This window comes from Streptomyces kanamyceticus (genome assembly GCF_008704495.1).
Lineage (GTDB): Bacteria > Actinomycetota > Actinomycetes > Streptomycetales > Streptomycetaceae > Streptomyces > Streptomyces kanamyceticus.
Genome location: NZ_CP023699.1, coordinates 8,571,961 through 8,590,449, shown reverse-complemented (window position 1 = coordinate 8,590,449; position 18,489 = coordinate 8,571,961). Strand labels below are relative to the sequence as shown.

Here is an 18,489-nt window from a genome sequence, read left to right as displayed (position 1 = left end):
TCCCGCTTTCTACTGCCGCTGTCTACTGCCGTTGTCCCGCCGTTCCCGCAGCATACGGGGCCTGCGGAGGACGCCAGTCGGCGATGGAGGCGAAACCGCGCAGGATGAAGTTCGGGCCGAGCCGCGACGCCGTCGAGACCAGGGCGTCGCGTACGGCGATGAGCGGGGCGCTCGTCGGGTGCGTGACCCGCGACGCGCGCGCGGCCCGCCGGACGATCTCGGTGGTGCGCGGGACGCGGGCCGCGCTGTGGGCGGCCAGTCCCGCGAAGAGGTCGGCGCCCGCCGCCGCGTGGTGGGCCAGGACGACCCCGTCCTCGATGGCCTGGTTGCCGCCCTGCCCGAGGCTCGGCGTCATGGCGTGCGCGGCGTCGCCGACCAGGACGACGCGGCCGCGGTGGTGCTCGGCGAGCGGCGTGGCGAGGTGGCGGACGTCGTTGCGCAGGATGTCGGCGGGCCGCGCGGCGGCGACGATGGCCGGGATCGGGTCGTGCCAGTCGGCGAAGCGGCGCGCCAGTTCGGCCTGCTCGCCGTCGGGCGCCGCGCCTCCCTCGGGCACGCGGGCCGTGGCGTACACGTACACCCTGCCGTCCTTCAGCGGCTGGGTGCCCCAGACCCCGCCGCGCCCCCAGGTCTCGTGCGGGGCGAAGGGCTCGCCCGGTGCGGGGATCACGAATCGCCAGGCGGTGAACCCGGCGTAGACGGGCCCGGGGTGGCCGGGGAAGAGGACGTCGCGCACGGCCGAGTTGATGCCGTCCGCGCCGACGACGAGGTCCGCCTCGATGTCGCCGTCCTCGGTGGCGACGACGGCCGGGCGGTCCGCGGCGCCGGTATCCGTGAGGCGGGCGCTCGTCCCGGTGCGCAGCGCGCCCTCGGGCAGTTCGGCGACGAGCAGGTCGACGAGGGTCGCGCGGTGCAGCATCACCAGGCTTCCGCCGTACGCCCCTTCGGCCTCGGCGGCACTCGTGCGCACCAGCCACCGGCCGTTCTGCGCGCGCATGCCGCCGACTCCCTGCCAGGCCGCGAGCGCGCGGACCCGGTCGCCGAGGCCGAGGACGTCGAGTGCGCGCTGGGCGTTGGGCGCGAGGCCGATGCCCGCGCCGACGGGTTCCAGTGCGGCGGCGCGCTCCAGGACGGTGACGCGCCACCCCGTGCGGTGCAGGCCGATGGCGGCCGTGAGTCCACCGATGCCGCCGCCGATGACGACCGCGTGGGGCTGCTTCATGGCTACTCCTCCGTAGTGCTTCGTCGTGCCCACCCACGCTCAACTACACCTGTAGTGAGCGACATGAGGAACGTACTACAGGTGTAGTCAGTGGCGGTAGGGTTCCCTCATGTCCGTACGCAGCGCGGGGGCATCCCGCACCGAACTGATCGCCGACGCGGCACTCGCCCTCCTCGCCGAGCGCGGCATGCGCGGCCTCACGCACCGGGCCGTCGACGAGGCGGCGGGACTTCCGCAGGGCTCCACGTCGAATCACGCGCGCACCCGCCTCGCCCTCCTGGAGACGGCGGTGCGCCGTCAGGCGGAACGCGAGGCGGCGATCCTGACCCCGACCGAAATGCCGGACCCGGCCGACGGCCGCGCCGCCCTGACCGGCGCCCTCGCCCTGGCCCTGCACCGCTACTTGACCGGCGACTCGCGCGAACTCCTCGTATCCCGCTACGAGTTGGCCCTGGAGGCGACGCGCAGGCCGGAGCTCCGCGCGTACTACGACGCGGCGGGGAGGCAGTTCAGAGAGCCCCTGGAAGCCCTGCTCCGGGCGGCGGGCTCACCGGCTCCCGAACGGCACACGCTCTCCTTGGTGGCCTGGTGCGACGGCCTGATGTTCTCGTGCGTGGCGGGCTCGTTCCACGCGGCGGTCCCGACGGAGGAGGAGGTGCGGGCGGGGCTCGATGAGTTGTTGCGGGGGATGCTGGAGGGGTGAGGGCGGCGCGCCAGCGCAAGTCCAGCGCCCACGCGAGTCCGGCGCCCGCGCAAGTCCAGCGCCCACGCGAGTCCAGCACCCACGCGAGTCCGGCACCCATGGAGCCCGAGCACCTCATGGGCCCGGCCCTCGCCCCGTCACCCGTGCGGGGCAACCTGCCCCGTTCGCACCCCGATCGGCCGCGCGCGCCGCAGAGTTGGGCGGGTGCATCGACCGACGACCACCGCCGCGCTCCTGCTCACCGTGGCCGTTTCGGCCACTGTCACCGGGTGCGTGAGCGTCGCGCGGCCCGCCCCCACCGAACCGGCAGGGGCGACCGCACAGCCGAGCGCGGCACGGACCGACGGCAGGAGCCGTCCGCAGATCGTGCAGGCCCCTGCCAGAGAGGCGCTGGAGCGCATGGGCCCTCCCCCGTCCCCACAGCCACACCCGCGCGCAGCGGCGGAGGAGGAGCCCGGGGCCAACACCCCCGCTGCCGCGCCGTCCCGCACGCCCCGCCCCGCACGCCCGGCGCCGGTCCCGGTGCGCGGGCCTGCCTCGGCCCGGCCCGACGCGAGCGCCACCCGCCCCACTCCCGCGACCCGACCCGCCGCGCCGGGTGCGGACACGTGCACGCTCGGCGAGACCTACGGCGGCTGGGACCCGGACAGCCCCCAGGCGGTCATCTGCCGTGAGACGTACGGTCGGTGACGGACCGTCATAGAACTGCACTGCCGATGACGGACCGTCACAGACCTACGCCGCCGCCGGTCACTCCTCCTCGCTCCCCTCCCCCACCTCCCGCTCAAGCCGCGCGATGGCCGTCTTGATGCCGTTCCCGTACTCGTCGTCCCCCAGGGCGCCGACCCCTCCGCGCGCCCGGCGCAGATGGCTGCGCGCCGCACCCGGCCGCCCGAGCTTCACGTAGTCCGCGGCCAGATTGAGGTGCAGGGAGGGGTAGAACCCGCGCACGGCGAGCGAGTGGTGGTGTTCGTTCAGCCGCGCGTCGGTCAGCTCGTCCGCCGCCGACAACGCCCGCAGGTCCCACGCCAGTTCGGCCGAGGGGTCCTCCTGCGTGTCCGCCATGTAGTGCGCGAGCGTGCAGCGGTGCAGCGGGTCGCCTTCCTCGCCGATCTCCCCCCACAGGACGAGGAAACGGCCCTGTGCCTCCTCGCGGTCACCGCCGTGATGCAGCATGACCGCCTGCCCGATGCGCGTCATCATGGCGTCCTCCGCCGTCTGCTCCCGCTGTTCCGTCACCGCGTCCTCCGCACTCGTCCGCCCGTCGTCCACGACGCTAGCCGCAGCCACTGACAATCGCGGTCAGGCACGTTCGCGGGCGGGGCTCTCACGCGTACCGCTGGGCCAGCCCGGTGACGCACCTCGTCATTTCCGCGCGCAGTTCCGGCGGCCCGAGCACTTCGGCTTCGAGGCCGAGGCGGAGGACGTCGGCCACCGCGACCCGCAACTCCTCCACGTCGAGGTCCACCTCGGCCCAGCCGTCCGCGTCCGCGTCGGCGTAGGTCGCCCCGGCCACGGCCCTGTCCCCCGCCGCCCCGAACAGCGCGGGCAGCAGCCGAAGACCCGCGGGCGAGACCCTGAGCCGCGCCGTGCCGCGCAGCACCCGCGCCTCCAGGCCGCGCGACGCCTCCGTCCAGTACGTCGCGAGGTCGAAGCCTTCGGGGCGCTCGGCGGACTCCTCCTCCGTCACGGTCAGTTCCAGGAACCGCGACACCCGATACGTCCGTACGACGCCGTCGGCGGACGCGGACGCCACCAAGTACCAGTTGCCCGCCTTGAGGACGAGGCCCAGGGGATGCAGCACGCGCTGGGTCTCGCCGCCCCAGCGCCGGTAGTGCGCCCGCAGCAGCCGCCTGCGCCACACGGCGTCGGCGACCCGGTCGAGCAGCGGCGCGGGTTCCGCGGTGCGGAACCACGCGGTCGCGTCGAGGTGGAAGCGCTCCTGGATGCGCCGGGAGCGCTCGCTGAGGCCCGCGGGCAGCGCGGCGGCCAACTTCAGCTGGGCGGTGGCCAGTTCCGCACCGAGTCCGAGCTCGGCCGCGGCCGTCGGCATACCGGCGAGGGCGAGGGAGTCGGCCTCGTCGTCCGTGAGCCCGGTCAGCCGTGTGCGGTAGCCGTCCATGAGCCGGAAGCCGCCCGCGGGGCCGCGCTCCGCGTACACGGGCACTCCGGAGGCGGCGAGCGCCTCGGCGTCCCGGTAGACGGTCCTGACCGAGACCTCCAGCTCCTCGGCGAGTTCGGGTGCGCTCATGCGCCCGCGGTTCTGGAGCAGCAGGAGGAGGGCGAGAAGCCGGTCGGCACGCATGCGCCAAGTCTGCACCGGTACCTGACAGAAGGTGTCAGGTACAGCCGCGAGGATCTTCCTCAGAGCGGCCCGCCAGGGGCCCTCCGCACCGAGAGGACACCATGTCCACGCAGCTCACCGGCACTTTCACCTTCGCCCAGTGGGACGAGAAGCCCGTCGCCGGAGCGGACGGCGGCGCCCGCATCGCGCACGCCGCCGTCACCAATGACTACGCGGGCGGCATCTCGGCCGCGGGCACCTCGTGCGAGTACACCATCGCGTACACGAGCGAGACGGTCGGCACCTTCGTCGGCTACGAGTTCATCGACGGCACGCTCGACGGCCGCACGGGGTCGTTCGTCATCGAGCAGCGCGGCGCCTTCCGTGCCGACGGCAGCATCGACTGCGCCTTCACCGTGCTTTCGGACTCAGCGACCGGCGAGCTGAGGGGGCTCACCGGCGCCGGTTCATTCACCGCACAGGGCGGGCGGCCCACTTCCCCGTACTCCTTCGACTACGCCCTTGAGGGCTGAGCTCAGCCGATGTCGGGGATCCGCCAGTCGATCGGCTCGTGCCCCTGCGCGGCCACCGCTTCGTCGATCTGCGTGAAGGGGTGCGAGCCGAAGAACTTCTTCGCGGAGAGCGGCGAGGGGTGCGCGCCCTTCACGACCACGTGCTTCTCCTCGTCGATGAGGGGGAGCTTCTTCTGGGCGTAGTTCCCCCAGAGCACGAAGACGGCCGGGTCGGGGCGCTCGGCCACCGCGCGGATCACCGCGTCCGTGAACTTCTCCCAGCCCTTGCCCTTGTGGGAATTGGCCTCTCCGGAGCGGACCGTGAGCACCGCGTTCAGGAGCAGGACGCCCTGCTGGGCCCACGGCATCAGATAGCCGTTGTCCGGCACGGGGTGGCCGAGCTCCTCCTTCATCTCCTTGTAGATGTTGCGCAGGGAGGGCGGGGTCTTCACACCGGGGCGCACGGAGAAGCAGAGGCCGTGCCCCTGGCCCTCGCCGTGGTACGGGTCCTGGCCGAGGACCAGGACCTTCACCTGGTCGTACGGCGTCGCGTCGAGGGCGGCGAAGACCTCGTCACGCGGAGGGAAGACGGGACCCTTCGCCCGCTCCTCCTCGACGAACTCGGTGAGCTCCTTGAAGTAGGGCTTCTGCAGCTCCTCGCCGAGGACTCCGCGCCAGGACGCGGGCAGCATGGCGATGTCGGTCACGTCAACAACCTCCGGTGTGCGGTCACTTCTCACCACAGAACCTACCGGCGCCCACTGACAATCGACCCGCTGCCCCGAACGGCCAGGCCCGTCGCGCGTCGCCCGCCCGCCCGCCGCCTACCAGCTGGTCTTCCGCTGCAGCTCCCACATCATCATGATCGCCGAGGGGTCCAGGGCCCGCTCGCCGCCCGCGATCTCCTCGCTGGACATGATGTACTGCTTGCCCTGCCACAGCGGGAGCAGCCGCACGTCGTCGACGAGGATCTCCTGCGCCCGTTCGAAGTCGCCGATCACGGCGCCGCGGTCGGCCTCCCTGCGTTCGCGCGGCAGCAGCTGATCGGTGATCTCTCGGGACGGGTAGGGCGTGTTGAGCACGTTCTTGGGGCCGACGAACGGTGCGATGTAGTTGTCCGCGTCGGGGAAGTCGGGGAACCAGCCGCGGCCGAAGACGGGGTACTCGCCCTTGCTGTAGCCCTCCTGGAACTCGGTCCAGGGGCGGTTCTTGAGCGTGATCTCGAAGAGCCCCGACGCCTCCAGCTGCCGCTTCAGCTCGGCGAACTCCTTCGCGGTCGCGGAGCCGTAGCGGTCGGAGGTGTACCAGAGGGTGAGCGGGACGGGTTCGTTGATGCCCGCCTGGGTGAGGATCCGCTTGGCCTTGGCGGCGCTGGGGTTCCCGTATTCGTCGAAGAACCCGGTGGCGTGCCCGGTGAGTCCCCTGGGGACCATCGAGTACAGCGGCTCGACGGTGTCCTGGTAGATGTTGTGGGCGATCGCCCCGCGGTCGACGAGCTGCGCGAAGGCCCGGCGCACGGGCAGCTTCCTGGCCCACGGGTCCTTCGTGTTGAACACCAGGTAGCGGATCTCGGTGCCCGCGCCCTCGACCAGCTCGATGTCCTGCTCGCGCCGGCCCTTGCCCTGCATGGTGACGATGTCCCGCGAGTCGAGTCCGCGGAACGTCACGTCGATCTGCTTCGCCTTGAGGGCGTCGACCATCGCGGACGACTTCTGGAAGTAGCGGATGGTGACGGCGTCGTTCTTGATGTCGGCCGCGCCCTTGTAGCTGTCGTTCTTGACCAGCACGGCCTTCTCGTTGCGCGCGTACGCCTGGAGCGTGTACGGGCCGGATCCGGTGACCTCGTTGCCCTCGCGAAGACGGTCCGCCGGATATTCCTGCGGATCGACGATCGACATGGCCGGTGTGGCGAGCACGAACGGGAAGGTGGCGTCCGGCTTCTTCAGCCGGAAGATGACCGTCCGCTTCCCCTTGGTCTCGACCTTGTCGAGCGAGCCGAGCAGTCCCATGGGACCGCCCTTGACGATCTTCTTCTCGTCGAGGACGCGCATGCGGTCGAAGGAGTACTTCACGGCCGCCGCGTCCAGCTCGTCGCCGTCGGAGAACCGCAGTCCCTCGCGGAGTTCGCAGGTGAAGACCGTACTGGCGGAGTCCTTGAACCCGCAGGACTCGGCCGCGTCCGGCTCCGGCTCGGTGGCTCCCGAGGGGAAACTGAGGAGGGTTTGAAAAACGTTTCTGTACAGCTCCCAGGAGCTGTCCCACGCCTTCGCCGGGTCGAGCGTGCTGGGCGCGCTCATCGTGCCGACCGTGATCTGCTCCTCCTCGTCGGACCCTTCGGAGGACAGCACGCCACATCCCGCAAGCAGGGATATGGACATGAGCGCCGCCACGTGGCGCCGACCCCTCTTCCACTTCGCAAGGGGAGTTTCACTGAACACGCGCACGCTCCTCGGTCGGCCATGTCAGGGGGTCGGGAGACAATATCGCAGTGCCCCGCCGGGCCAACTCCGGGCGCCGACGGGGCACTTGATGCGCGTGTACGTCGCTTTTGGCGGCGTACTCACCCCTTGTGCGGGCTTCGTCAGCCGACGCCCGCATTGAGGAAGATGCCGCCATCGACCACGAGTGTCTGGCCCGTGATCCAGTCGGACTGCGCGGAGGTGAGGAACGCGGCGGCGCCGCCGATGTCCTCCGGCACGCCGAGCCTGCCGAGCGGGTAGGCGGCCGCCGCCTCTTCCTCACGGCCCTCGTAGAGCGCCTGGGCGAACTTGGTCTTGACGACCGCGGGCGCGATGGAGTTCACGCGCACCTTCGGCGCGAACTCGTGCGCGAGCTGAAGGGTGAGGTTGACCATGGCGGCCTTGCTCATTCCGTACGCCCCGATGAAGGGCGAGGGGGAGACACCGGCGACGGAGGCGATGTTCACGATCGCGCCCCCGTGCTCGCTCTGCCAGGCCCTCCAGGTCTGCTGCGCGAAGCCGAGCGCGGAGATGACGTTGGTCTCGAAGACCTTGCGCGCCACGTTGAGGTCCATGTCGGCCATCGGCCCGAACACCGGATTCGTACCGGCGTTGTTGACCAGGAAGTCGACCCGGCCGAACGCCTCCATGGCGCGCTCGACGGCGACCGCCTGGTGCGCCTCGTCATGGGCCTTGCCCACGACGCCGATGACCCGGTCGGAGCCGAGCCGCTCGACGGCCTCCTTCAGGGTGTCCTCGTTGCGCCCGGTGATGCAGACCCGGTCTCCGCGGGCGACCAGCGCCTCGGCGATGCCGTATCCGATGCCGCGGCTCGCACCCGTGATGAGTGCGGCCTTCCCACTGTCCTGCACTGCCATGATCTCTGCCTTCCAGGTCAGTTGAGCGGGCCACCGGCAACGTACATGACCTGCCCCGAGACGAAGCCCGCCGCGTCACCCGTGAAGAAGGCGATGGCGTTGGCGATGTCCTCGGGGCGGCCGACGCGCTGCACCGGGATCTGGGTGGCGGCCGCGACCTGGAACTCCTCGAAGTCCATGCCGACGCGGTCGGCGGTGGCCTTGGTCATCTCGGTGACGATGAAGCCGGGGGCCACGGAGTTGGCGGTGACGCCGAACTTGCCGAGCTCCTTGGCGAGGGTCTTGGTGAAGCCCTGCAGACCGGCCTTGGCCGCCGCGTAGTTGACCTGGCCCCGGTTGCCGAGCGCCGAGGACGAGGAGAGGTTGACGATCCGGCCGAACGTGGCGTCCACCATGTGCTTCTGGACGGCGCGGGACATCAGGAACGCGCCGCGCAGGTGCACGTTCATGACCGTGTCCCAGTCGCCCGCGCTCATCTTGAAGAGGAGGTTGTCGCGGAGCACGCCGGCGTTGTTGACGAGGATCGTGGGTGCGCCGAGCTCCGCGGCGATGCGGGCGACGGCCGCCTCGACCTGGGCCTCGTCGGACACGTCGCAGCCGACGGCGAGCGCCTTGCCACCGGCCGCGGTGATCTGCGCGACGGTGTCCTTGCAGGCGGCCTCGTCGAGGTCGATGACGGCCACGGCACGGCCCTCGGCGGCGAGCCGTACGGCGGTCGCCGCGCCGATGCCTCGTGCGGCTCCGGTCACGATCGCGACGCGCTGCTCAGTGCTGGACATGCTGGTTCTCCTCGCCCTTGGGGTGCGGCTCCACGGTACGCCCCGATGGTGAGCGACCGCTTAGTACCTTCAGCAGGACGAGACGCTAGAAGCCCTGGCACCGGGTGTCAACGGCTCACAGGAGGCTGTGATTCATGCTGTGCTTCTTTACCTGCCGCGCGGGTCCGCGCTCACCTGACGAGCGGGCGCGAGATCACCTGACGAGCAGGTCGAGGAGGCGGTCCGCCTCGGCCGTGGGATCCGCCGTGAGACCGGTGTGCACGGGGCCCGGCTGGACCACCGTGGAGCGCGGTGCGATCAGCCAGCGGAAGCGGCGGCCCGCCTCGTCGCGCTCGGCCTGCCCGGCCGCTTCGCCGCCCGCGCAGATCCGCTCGACGGCGCCGAGCGCCGCCCGGATGCCGTCCGCGTCGGCCTCGGGGTCCAGGACGCGCAGCTTGGCCTCGTCCAGGTGCGTGCGGACGCCGACGTAGGACTTGGCGCGGCAGTACACCACCACGCCCGCGTTGAACTGCTCGCCGCGCTCCACCCGCGGCACCACGCGCACCAGCGCGTACTCGAAGACGTGCCGTTCGGGCGCGCTCTGCTCGGTCACTTCGTGGCGTCCTTCAGGTCGGTCCCCGGCAGGATGATCCGCTCGTGGACGGTCTTGGCGCGCGGCAGCAGCGTCGCCGCGTAGGCGCGGCGCACGTCGTCGGGCGTTTCGAAGCCGGGCTCGTCCACCAGCCACGCGTCGGGCACCTGAGCGGTGACCTCGGCGAGCAGTTCCTCGGTGACCAGCGGCGCGAGCCGCTCGGCGGCCGCCGCCACATCGGGCCCGAAGGGGGTGAGGACGTGGTCGGACGCGTCGTACGCCTTGGCCGCGGCGGTCTCCGCGGTGCGCCAGTTGTGGTGCCAGATCATGCTCGCGCCGTGGTCGATGAGCCACAGGTCGCCCTGCCAGCGGAGCAGGTTGGGGTTGCGCCAGGACCGGTCCACGTTGTTGATCAGGGCGTCGAACCAGAGCACCCGGCCCGCCTCCACCGGATCCACGTCGAAGGCGAGCGGGTCGAAGCCGAGCGCGCCCGACAGGAACTCCATGCCGAGGTTGAGCCCGCCGCTGGCCTTGAGCAGCTCCTGCACCTGCTCGTCGGGCTCCCCGAGGCCGATCACCGGGTCGAGTGCGATCTGGACGAGCCGCGGCATGCGCAGCCCCAGCCCGCGCGCGAGCTCCCCGCAGATCACCTCGGCGACGAGCGTCTTGCGCCCCTGCCCCGCGCCGGTGAACTTCATGACGTACGTCCCGTACGCGCCCTGGTCGTCAGCGGCCTCGACGACTCCGGGCAGCGATCCGCCCTCCCGCAGGGGGGTGACGTAGCGGACCGCGGTGAGTTCGGTGAGCATGCGCTCAGATTACTGCCGGATGCATGCTGTTCGATCACACGGCCCGCTGCCTACAGTGCCCGGCATGGACTCCCCCGATCTTCCTCGCCAGTTCGCCCGCACCCGACGGTTCTCGCTCGGCGTCCCGCGGGGGTTCACGGTCTCCCCCGACGGCGAGCGGGTCCTTTTCGTACGCTCCACGGCGGGCGACGATCCGGTCAGCAGGCTGTGGGTGTTCGAGGACGGCAACGAGCGGATGCTCGCGGATCCGCTGGGCCTCGGCGAGGCGGGCCCGGTGCCCGAGGCCGAGCGCGTACGCAGGGAGCGCGCGCGGGAAGCGTCACAAGGAGTGGTGGCTTTCGCGACCGACCTCCACGCGCGCGTGGCCGCCTTCGCGCTGGGCGGTGCCCTCTGGGTAGTGGAAACGTCCGGCGGCGCACCGCGCAGGATCCGCACGGCGGGGCCCGTGGTCGACCCGCGCCCCTCGCCCGACGGGACGCTCGTCGCGTACGTCACCGGGGGCGCGCTGCGGGTGGTCGGCATCGACGGGACGGGCGACCGGGCGCTCGCCGAACCGGAACACGCGGAGATCACGTACGGCCTCGCCGACCATGTCGCCGCGGAGTCCATGGACAGGCAGCGGGGGTTCTGGTGGTCACCGGGGAGCGACGCGCTGCTCGTCGCGCGCGTGGACACCTCCTCCGTACAGCGCTGGTGGCTGTCGGACCCCGCCCACCCCGAGCTGCCGCCGCGCGCGATCCGGTACCCGGCGGCGGGCACGGCCAACGCCGAGACGTCGCTGCACGTGATGCGCATGGACGGCACACGCGTCGAGGTGCGCACTCCGGAGCGGGTGTCGGAGGAGTACCACATCACCGAGGAGTGGACGGACGGCGCCTTCGAGTACGTCCCCACGGCGCACTGGGACGCCCATGGCCCGCTGATCACCGTCCAGACCCGCGACCAGCGCTCGCTGTACGTCCTGGAGGTCGATCCGGAGAGCGGCGAGACGCAGATGGTTTCGCACCGACGGGACCACGCGTGGCTGGACTTGATGCCGGGCACGCCTCTTCGCCTGGAGAGCGGCCGTCCCGTGCAACCCTGGCACCCGCGCGACCAGACGCGCGGCCTGCGGGTGGGCAGCACGCTGACGCCGTCCGGCCTCCACGTGCACGAGGTCCTCGGCAGCACGGACGAGCGAGTGTGGTTCACGGCGTCGTACGAGCCCACGGAGATCCACGTCTGGTCGTTCGACCACGCGGACGACGAACCCGATGTCCGGCGCCGCACCGGGTCCCTGCGACAGGTCAGCGAAGGACCCGGCGTACACACGGCCGCCGTCGGGGGCGACACCGTGGTCCTGGACAGCAGGACGCCCGAGGGGCAGACGGTGACCGTGCTGCGCGGGGGCGAGCGGGTGGGGCGGATCGCGGTGCTCGCCGAGGAACCCGTCGTGACGCCCCGGCCCCGGCACCTCGCCCTTGGGGAGCGGGATTTGCGCAGCACGCTGTACCTGCCGTCCTGGCACGCGCCAGGATCCGCGAAGCTGCCCGTGCTGCTCTGCCCCTACGCGGGTCCAGGAGTCCAACTCGTGGTCCACGCGCGCGGGTGGTGGACGATCGTGGCGCAGTGGTTCGCGGAGCAGGGCTACGCGGTGCTGATCACGGACGGGCGCGGCACGCCGGGGCGCGGGCACGCCTGGGAGAAGGCGGTGCACGGCGACCAGCTGACCCCGGTGCTCGACGACCAGGTGGACGCGCTGCACGCCGCCGCCGAGCTCTTCCCCGACGATCTCGACCTGGCGCGGGTGGGCATCCGCGGCTGGTCCTTCGGCGGGTTCCTCGCGGCGGGCGCGGTGCTGCACCGCCCGGACGTCTTCCACACGGCGGTGGCGGGCGCGGCCCCCACGGATCTGCGCCTCTACGACACGCACTGGAAGGAGCGCTACCTCGGGCACCCCGACATCCAGGCGTCCGCGTACGAGAAGTGCTCACTGGTCGCGCACGCGCACCGCCTGGAGCGGCCGCTGATGCTGGTGCACGGTCTGTCCGACGACAACGTGCTGCCGGTCCACATGCTGCGCTTCTCCGCGGCGCTGCTGGCCGCCGGACGGCCGCACACCGTGCTGCCGCTGCCCGGGGCGGGTCATCTGGTGACCCAGGAGGACGTGGCGGCGAACCTGCTGCGGCTCGAACTGGACTTCCTGGGAAAGACCTTGAACGTGTGAACAAAGCGGCACGCGGCCGCGTACCACTGGGCATGACGACTCACGACATGCCCACCTCCGGTCACGCCACGTCCCCCTCGGGACCGTGCCGCCGCACCGTCGTGGCCACGCTCGGCGCCGCGGGGCTCGCCGCCGCGCTCACCGCGTGCGGCGACGGCTCCGGGGATTCTGGGGATTCCGGGGACTCCACAGAGCCCACGGGTGCGAACGCGCCCCAGAAGGGCGGTGCCGGGGGGACCGTGCTCGCCAGGACCTCGGACATCCCCGTGGGCGGCGGCAAGATCTTCAAGGCTGAGGGCGTGGTGGTCACCCAGCCCGCCAAGGGTGAATTCAAGGCGTTCTCGAACCGCTGCACGCACAAAGGGTGCCCGGTGACGAGCGTCGAGGGCGGCACCATCAACTGCCCGTGCCACGGCAGCAAGTTCGACATCTCGGACGGCAGCGTGAAGCACCCGCCCGCGCCGAGTCCGCTGCCGCCCGCGGACATCTCCGTGGACGGCGACTCGATCAAGCTGGCCTGACCCGCGTGCGCGTACGGGGCTCAGCGCGGCCGCTTCCACGCGCCGAGCACGTCCTCGGTGGTGGTGACGGTGGCGACCAGGGCGAGGGTGTTGCGGACCAGCATCGGTGTGTAGTCGGCGGGCACTCCCGCGATGGCGTCGGCGGGCACGACGGCGCTGTAGCCCAGGTTCACCGCGTCGAACACTGCGTTCGGGATGGCGACATTGGCCGAGACCCCGGTGACGATGAGCGTGCGGCAGCCCAGATTGCGCAGCAGCGGGTCGACATCGGTGCCCGCGATGGGCGAAAGACCGTGCAGTCGGCGTACGACGAGGTCCTCGTCCGCCACCTCGATCGGCGGGACGATCCGGACGGCCTTCGTCCCGGACAGCTGCTGTACGGGAAGGCGCGCCGCGGCGCGGAAGAGCCGGGCGTTGTGGCTGGCGCCACGCCCGTCGGGCCGCCGCTCGGCGACCGCGTGCAGCACCTGTACGCCGCTCTGGTGAGCCCCTGCCACCAGGCGCGCGACGTTGCCGAGGGCCCCGGATGTCCTTGCCTGCTCGGCGAGTTCCGGCAGCGCGCTCTCCGTGCCGACGACGCCCTGCTGGCACTCGACGGTCAACAGGGCCGTGCCGGCCGGGTCGAGGAGTTCCCTGAGCTGTTCGTACGACGGCATGGCTTCCCCTGTCGCGTGTCGCGGACGTCCGGGACGTCCGGCGCCCGGAATCCGCGCGAGGCTAACGGCCATTGCGCCACGAAGGAAGAGCCCGCATGATTTCCTGACACACAGTCAGATACCTCATCGGGAGGACGACGCATGGCTGTCACACAGCGCCGGGGCCGCCGCATCATGATGACGCCGGACGAGCTCGACGAGTTCCTCAGCACGGAGCGCACCTGCCGGGTGGCGACGGTGTCCCCCGACGGCGCGCCGCACGTCAGCACGCTCTGGTTCGTCTGGGACGGCGCGTCCCTGTGGCTGTACTCGGTCACCCGCAGCAAGCGCTGGTCCGATCTCCGCCACGACCAGCGGATCGCCGTGGTGATCGACACGGGGGTGAGGTACGACGAGCTGCGCGGCGTCGAGCTCTCGGGCACGGTGGAGTTCGTCGGCGAGTCCCCGCGCAGCGGCGAGCCGTGCCCCGAACTCGACGCCCCGGAGCGGCTGTTCGCCCAGCGAGTGTTCGGCCTCGACGCGATGCCGCACGACGGCCGCCACGCCTGGATCCGCCTCACGCCGGACGCGGTCGCCTCCTGGGACTTCAGGAAACTGGCGGACCTGTGAGGCGGAGCCGCCGGGCTACCGCAACCCCGCCCCCGCCGCCCGCAGCGCCTCCACCGCCGCCCTGATCGACGGGCGGCGGTCGGCGTCCGCGCGCCACACCACGTACACATGGCGCCGCACCCGATGGCGCACCGGAACCGTCCGCACGCCCGCGGGCATCGGGTCGCGCCCCAACTGCGGTGCCACGCACACTCCGAGGCCCGCCGCGACCAGCGCGAGCTGGGTGTGGTGCTCCTCCGCGCGGTGCGCGATACGGGGCTCCACGCCCTTGCCGCGCAGCGTGAACATGAGCCACTCGTGGCAGAACTCGCCCTCCGCCCAGGTGATCCACTCGTCGTTCGCGAACTCCTCCAGGTCCACCTCGGCACGGTCCGCGAGCGGGTGCGCCGCGGGCATCGCGACATCGGCGGGATCGTCCAGGAGCGGGGCCTTGACGAGGCCGTCCGGAATCGGCATCGGCTTGTTGTACCAGTCGAGGACGACGGCCAGGTCGATGTCGCCGCGCACCACGGCGGCGACCGCGGGCAGCGGCTCCATCTCGTGGCAGCCGACGCGCAGCCCCGGGTGGTCGGCGCGCAGGGCGGACAGCGTGGCGGGCATCAGGCCGCGCATGGCCGTCGGGAAGGCCGACATGCGCAGCTCGCCGACCGCCTTGCCGCGCTGCTCCTCCAGGTCCGCCTGGGCGAGCTCGACCTGCGAGAGGATCCGCGCGGCATGCTCGGCGAGCAGGCTCCCGGCGTCGGTCAGGCGCACCCCTCTGCCGTTCTTGGCGAGGAGCTGCTGGCCCACCTCGCGCTCCAGCTTGGTCATCTGCTGGGAGACCGCCGACGTCGTGACATGGAGGCCCGCGGCGGCTCCGCTCACCGAGCCGTGCCGGGCCAGGGCGTCGAGGGTGCGCAGCCTCTCCAGATTCAACATATAAGCGATGCTACGCGATACCAGGCAAGAAATCTCGATTGTGCTACGAGATTGTCGGGCGCATCGTGTGACGCATGAGCACCGTCACCCCGCCGTCCCAACCGATCGCCCCGGCCCCCTCGACTCCCTCGGCCCCCTCGACTGCCCCGACTCCCCCGGCCCTCGCAGTCACCGGCCGCGAGACCGTCACCCCCGGTTCCACGACGCCGGGGCGCCGCGCCCTCGACTGGCGGATCCGCTTCGGCACCCTCTCGCTGATCTGGGGCTTCAGCTTCCTGCTCATCAAGGTCGGCACGGACGGGTACGCACCCTTCCAAGTGACCCTGGGGCGACTCGCGTTCGGCACCGTCGTGATCGCCGCAGTGCTCGTCGTGAAGCGCGAGCGGCTGCCGCGCGGCGCGCGGACCTGGGGGCATCTGGCCGTCGCCGCCTTCCTCCTCAACGCCCTGCCGTTCTCGCTCTTCGCGTACGCGGAGCTGACGATTCCGTCCACCCTCGCGGGGATCTGCAACGCCACCTCGCCGCTCTGGGGCATGGCGCTCTCCCTGGTCGCGCTCTCCGAGGACCGGCCCACGCGGCGCCGGGTCGCCGGTCTCGGCATCGGCTTCTTCGGGGTGCTCACCGTGCTCGGCGCCTGGCAGGGCTTCAGCGGGCTCGACCCGCGCGGCACAGCGATGGCGCTGCTCGCCTCGCTCAGCTACCCGATCGGCTGGATCTACGTGCGCCGCACCCTCGCGAGGTCGGGGCACTCAACTCTCTCCCTGTCCGGGGCCCAGTTGCTCGTCGCGACGGCAGAACTGGCCGTGGTGACACCGCTGTTCACCTCGATGCCGACGCACTTCCCCGTCGTACCGCTGCTGGCGATCGTGGCTCTCGGCGCCATCGGCACGGGGCTCGCCTTCCTGCTCCAGTACGCCCTGGTCGCCGAGATCGGCCCGACCACCGCCCAAATGGTCACGTACTTCATCCCGGTCATCGCGACCGCCGCGGGCGTCGCCGTGCTCGGCGAGTCCCTGAGCTGGTCGACACCGGTCGGCGCGGTGATCGTCCTGGCAGGCGCGGCACTCACCCAGTCCCGGCCGCGCACCACACCGACCGCACGCCGTCGGCCGTGACATCGCGCCCTGCCCCGTAGCGCCACGCCGTCAGTCGTAACGCCGCGCCGGAGCGGGCCCCGTGGCCGCGGCGACGGCCTCCGCCACCACCGGAACGTCCTCGTCGGCGAGCGCCGCCACGGTGATCCGCACACCGGGCGGCGCGCTCAGCCGGAAGCGCGCCCCCGGGGCGACCGCCCACCCGGAGTGCAGCAGCCTGGCGACCGCCCCGGTCTCGTCCGGCACCGGGATCCACACGTTCATGCCGCTGCGCCCGTACGCCGGGATGCCCCGCTCGGCGAGCGCCACGATCAGCGCGTCCCTGCGCCGCCCGTACGAGGCGGCCACCACGCGCGCGTCCACGGCGCCGCTGGCCCACAGCCGCACGACGGCGCGCTGCTGCACCAGGCTCACCCAGCCGGGCCCGAGCCGCTGGCGCCCCTGCAGTCGGTCGACCGTGACACGGTCCCCCGTGAGGACAGCGAGCCGCAGGTCGGGGCCGTACGCCTTGGCGGTGGAGCGGACCAGGGCCCAGCTGCGGGTGACGCCTGCCAGCGGATGCAGCGGCAGGTCGACGATGCCGTGACCGTGGTCGTCCTCGATGAGCAGCACGTCCTCGTGCGCGGCGAACACCTCGCGCAGGGCACGCGCGCGTGCGGTGCCGACGGCGGCCCCGGTGGGGTTCTGGGCGCGGTCCGTCACGATCGCCGCGCGGGCGCCGCCCGCAAGGGCCCGTTCCACGTCGGCCGGGAGCGGCCCCTCGTCGTCCACGCCGACCGGGACCGCGCGCAGCCCGAGGGCCGACACGAGGTCGAGCAGGCTGCCCCAGCCCGGGTCCTCCACGGCCACCGCGTCGCCGGGCTTGAGGTGGGCGGCGAGCACCCGCTCGATGGCGTCGAGCGATCCGGAGGTGACGGCGACGGGACCGTCCGGGACGCCGTCGGCGTCGAAGGCCACGCGCGCGTGGCGGGCGAGGTCCGCGTCCACGGCGTCCTCTCCGTAGAGCACGGGTTCCTTGTCGCCCTGTGCCGCGGCCGCCGCGAACGCGTCGGCGAGCGCGGGCAGCAGCCGGGGATCGGGGTTGCCCTGGGAGACGTTCCGCACGCCGGGCGGCGCGTCCACCCGGATCGCCTCACGGGCGGTCGTGGCGGGCTTGGGACGGATGCGGCTGCCGCGCCGCCCCGAGGTCTCGATCACTCCCCGCTCGCGCAGGGTGCGATAGGCGGCCGCCACGGTATTGGGATTGACGCCGAGCCGATCGGCCAACTCCCGCATGGGAGGCAGCAGTTGCCCCGGCTCCAGGCCGCCGTCACCCACGGCGGTCTCCACACTGGCAGCGATTTCAGCTGCGCGCCGACCTCTGATCGGATACTCTCCTAGCACAAACCACATTATGCACTAGTGCAATCGAAGTGCCAAGTCGACGCACTGGAGCAGCGGACCACGGCGAACACGCGGCACAGCACGCGCAGCAAGCAGTACAGGGAGAGCCATGCAGACGACGCAGACCACCACGGACACCACTTCGCAGGACAGCGCCGCCTACGCACCGACCGACCGCACGGTCCCCACCCGCTCGAAGGAACGCGCTTCGTACGACAAGGAGTCGGTCCACCGGATACTCGACGAGGCCTACGTGTGCCATCTCGGCTTCGTACGCGATGGGGCACCCGTCGTCCTGCCCACGCTCTACGGACGCGTGGGCGACCGCCTCTATGTGCACGGTTCGACGGGATCGCGGCCGCTGCGCATGGCGGGTGCCGGTCAGGAGCAGGCGGACCCGGGCCTTAAGGTCTGCCTGACGGTGACGCATGTCGACGGCCTCGTCCTGGCCCGTTCCGCCTTCCACCACTCGATCAACTACCGCTCCGTAGTGGTGCACGGGACCGCCTACCAGGTCACGGACCCCGAGGAGAAGCGGGCCGCGCTCGACTCGCTGGTCGACCACGTGGTGCCGGGCCGGACCGCCGACTCGCGCCCCGCCAACGCCAAGGAGCTCGCGGCGACCGCCGTGCTCCGGCTCGACCTCGACGAGGTCTCGGCGAAGGCGCGCACCGGCGGCCCGAACGACGAGCCGGAGGACATGGACCTCTCCCACTGGGCCGGAGTCGTCCCGCTGCGCAAGGGCTACGACGCCCTGATCCCCTCCGCCGACCTCGCCCCCGGCATCGAGGTGCCGGACTACCTGGCCTGATGGCGCAGCCCGGGGCCGGGCCGCCGCACGTACGGAAGATCCGTACGGAGAACCTGGCCCCGGACGTGTCGACC

The 18,489-nt window shown here is 71.9% G+C and carries 20 protein-coding genes; 8 read left to right on the top strand and 12 right to left on the bottom strand.

The genetic code is table 11. The features are described 5' to 3' along the window. Positions 1-22: 22 nt before the first annotated feature. Positions 23-1,222 (bottom strand): FAD-dependent monooxygenase, encoded by a 1,200-nt coding sequence (locus tag CP970_RS37350; protein WP_055555034.1) that lies wholly within the window; start codon positions 1,220-1,222, stop codon positions 23-25. A gap of 109 nt (positions 1,223-1,331) precedes the next feature. On the opposite strand from CP970_RS37350, the gene CP970_RS37345 reads away from it, so the two are divergent. Then, complete coding sequence (locus tag CP970_RS37345) at positions 1,332-1,925, top strand: TetR/AcrR family transcriptional regulator (RefSeq protein WP_055555032.1); 594 nt, start codon at positions 1,332-1,334, stop codon at positions 1,923-1,925. A gap of 204 nt (positions 1,926-2,129) precedes the next feature. Then, positions 2,130-2,615, top strand: coding sequence for a flagellar biosynthesis protein FlhF (locus CP970_RS37340; RefSeq protein ID WP_150494473.1), 486 nt, complete (start codon positions 2,130-2,132; stop codon positions 2,613-2,615). Positions 2,616-2,675: 60 nt separating this feature from the next. Here CP970_RS37340 and CP970_RS37335 read toward each other — a convergent pair whose 3' ends face one another. Both CP970_RS37335 and CP970_RS37330 read right to left on the bottom strand, forming a co-directional pair. Further along, on the bottom strand, positions 2,676-3,164 hold the full coding sequence (locus tag CP970_RS37335; RefSeq protein ID WP_055555781.1) for a tetratricopeptide repeat protein: 489 nt from the start codon (positions 3,162-3,164) through the stop codon (positions 2,676-2,678). Between the two features lie 88 nt (positions 3,165-3,252). Next, positions 3,253-4,230 carry a helix-turn-helix transcriptional regulator gene (locus tag CP970_RS37330; protein ID WP_055555774.1) on the bottom strand — a complete coding sequence of 326 codons (978 nt, stop codon included), beginning with the start codon at positions 4,228-4,230 and terminating at the stop codon, positions 3,253-3,255. A 101-nt stretch (positions 4,231-4,331) separates the two neighbouring features. Here CP970_RS37330 and CP970_RS37325 point away from each other — a divergent pair, with 101 nt between their 5' ends. Continuing rightward, the gene (locus CP970_RS37325) at positions 4,332-4,742 is read left to right on the top strand and encodes a DUF3224 domain-containing protein (RefSeq protein WP_055555772.1); all 411 of its coding nucleotides are present in this window, start codon (positions 4,332-4,334) and stop codon (positions 4,740-4,742) included. Positions 4,743-4,744: 2 nt separating this feature from the next. Here CP970_RS37325 and ung read toward each other — a convergent pair whose 3' ends face one another. From ung to CP970_RS37295, 6 genes are all read right to left on the bottom strand, one after another. After that, positions 4,745-5,428 carry a uracil-DNA glycosylase gene (gene ung / locus CP970_RS37320; protein ID WP_055555770.1) on the bottom strand — a complete coding sequence of 228 codons (684 nt, stop codon included), beginning with the start codon at positions 5,426-5,428 and terminating at the stop codon, positions 4,745-4,747. Between the two features lie 117 nt (positions 5,429-5,545). Beyond that, complete coding sequence (locus CP970_RS37315; RefSeq protein WP_055555779.1) at positions 5,546-7,099, bottom strand: ABC transporter substrate-binding protein; 1,554 nt, start codon at positions 7,097-7,099, stop codon at positions 5,546-5,548. A 203-nt stretch (positions 7,100-7,302) separates the two neighbouring features. Further along, entirely contained in the window at positions 7,303-8,058 is a 756-nt protein-coding gene (locus tag CP970_RS37310) for an SDR family oxidoreductase (protein ID WP_055555768.1), read from the bottom strand. A gap of 17 nt (positions 8,059-8,075) precedes the next feature. After that, the gene (gene fabG, locus CP970_RS37305; protein ID WP_055555766.1) at positions 8,076-8,837 is read right to left on the bottom strand and encodes a 3-oxoacyl-ACP reductase FabG; all 762 of its coding nucleotides are present in this window, start codon (positions 8,835-8,837) and stop codon (positions 8,076-8,078) included. Positions 8,838-9,030: 193 nt separating this feature from the next. Then, positions 9,031-9,429: a DUF3037 domain-containing protein gene (locus CP970_RS37300; RefSeq protein WP_055555764.1), complete on the bottom strand. Its 399-nt coding sequence runs from the start codon at positions 9,427-9,429 to the stop codon at positions 9,031-9,033. After that, positions 9,426-10,217, bottom strand: coding sequence for a HipA family kinase (locus CP970_RS37295; protein ID WP_055555762.1), 792 nt, complete (start codon positions 10,215-10,217; stop codon positions 9,426-9,428). The genes CP970_RS37300 and CP970_RS37295 overlap by 4 nt, the downstream gene beginning before the upstream one ends. A 64-nt stretch (positions 10,218-10,281) precedes the next feature. Between CP970_RS37295 and CP970_RS37290 the strand changes: the two genes are divergently transcribed. Together CP970_RS37290 and CP970_RS37285 are read left to right on the top strand one after the other, a co-directional pair. Beyond that, on the top strand, positions 10,282-12,423 hold the full coding sequence (locus tag CP970_RS37290) for a S9 family peptidase (protein WP_055555776.1): 2,142 nt from the start codon (positions 10,282-10,284) through the stop codon (positions 12,421-12,423). Between the two features lie 32 nt (positions 12,424-12,455). Next, entirely contained in the window at positions 12,456-12,944 is a 489-nt protein-coding gene (locus CP970_RS37285) for a Rieske (2Fe-2S) protein (protein ID WP_224058920.1), read from the top strand. 20 nt (positions 12,945-12,964) lie between these two features. Here CP970_RS37285 and CP970_RS37280 read toward each other — a convergent pair whose 3' ends face one another. After that, positions 12,965-13,600 (bottom strand): cysteine hydrolase, encoded by a 636-nt coding sequence (locus CP970_RS37280; protein WP_055555757.1) that lies wholly within the window; start codon positions 13,598-13,600, stop codon positions 12,965-12,967. A 141-nt stretch (positions 13,601-13,741) separates the two neighbouring features. On the opposite strand from CP970_RS37280, the gene CP970_RS37275 reads away from it, so the two are divergent. Then, positions 13,742-14,209, top strand: coding sequence for a pyridoxamine 5'-phosphate oxidase family protein (locus tag CP970_RS37275; RefSeq protein WP_055555755.1), 468 nt, complete (start codon positions 13,742-13,744; stop codon positions 14,207-14,209). 15 nt (positions 14,210-14,224) lie between these two features. Here the strand turns inward: CP970_RS37275 and CP970_RS37270 are convergent, their stop codons facing one another. Further along, positions 14,225-15,127 (bottom strand): LysR family transcriptional regulator, encoded by a 903-nt coding sequence (locus CP970_RS37270; protein WP_150494471.1) that lies wholly within the window; start codon positions 15,125-15,127, stop codon positions 14,225-14,227. Positions 15,128-15,201: 74 nt separating this feature from the next. On the opposite strand from CP970_RS37270, the gene CP970_RS37265 reads away from it, so the two are divergent. After that, entirely contained in the window at positions 15,202-16,242 is a 1,041-nt protein-coding gene (locus tag CP970_RS37265; RefSeq protein ID WP_150494470.1) for a DMT family transporter, read from the top strand. Between the two features lie 30 nt (positions 16,243-16,272). On the opposite strand, the gene CP970_RS37260 is transcribed toward CP970_RS37265, so the two are convergent. Continuing rightward, entirely contained in the window at positions 16,273-17,604 is a 1,332-nt protein-coding gene (locus CP970_RS37260) for an aminotransferase class I/II-fold pyridoxal phosphate-dependent enzyme (RefSeq protein WP_055549225.1), read from the bottom strand. Between the two features lie 109 nt (positions 17,605-17,713). Here CP970_RS37260 and CP970_RS37255 point away from each other — a divergent pair, with 109 nt between their 5' ends. Then, positions 17,714-18,415, top strand: a complete 702-nt coding sequence (locus tag CP970_RS37255; RefSeq protein ID WP_055549227.1) for a pyridoxamine 5'-phosphate oxidase family protein — start codon at positions 17,714-17,716, stop codon at positions 18,413-18,415. Positions 18,416-18,489 lie beyond the last annotated feature (74 nt).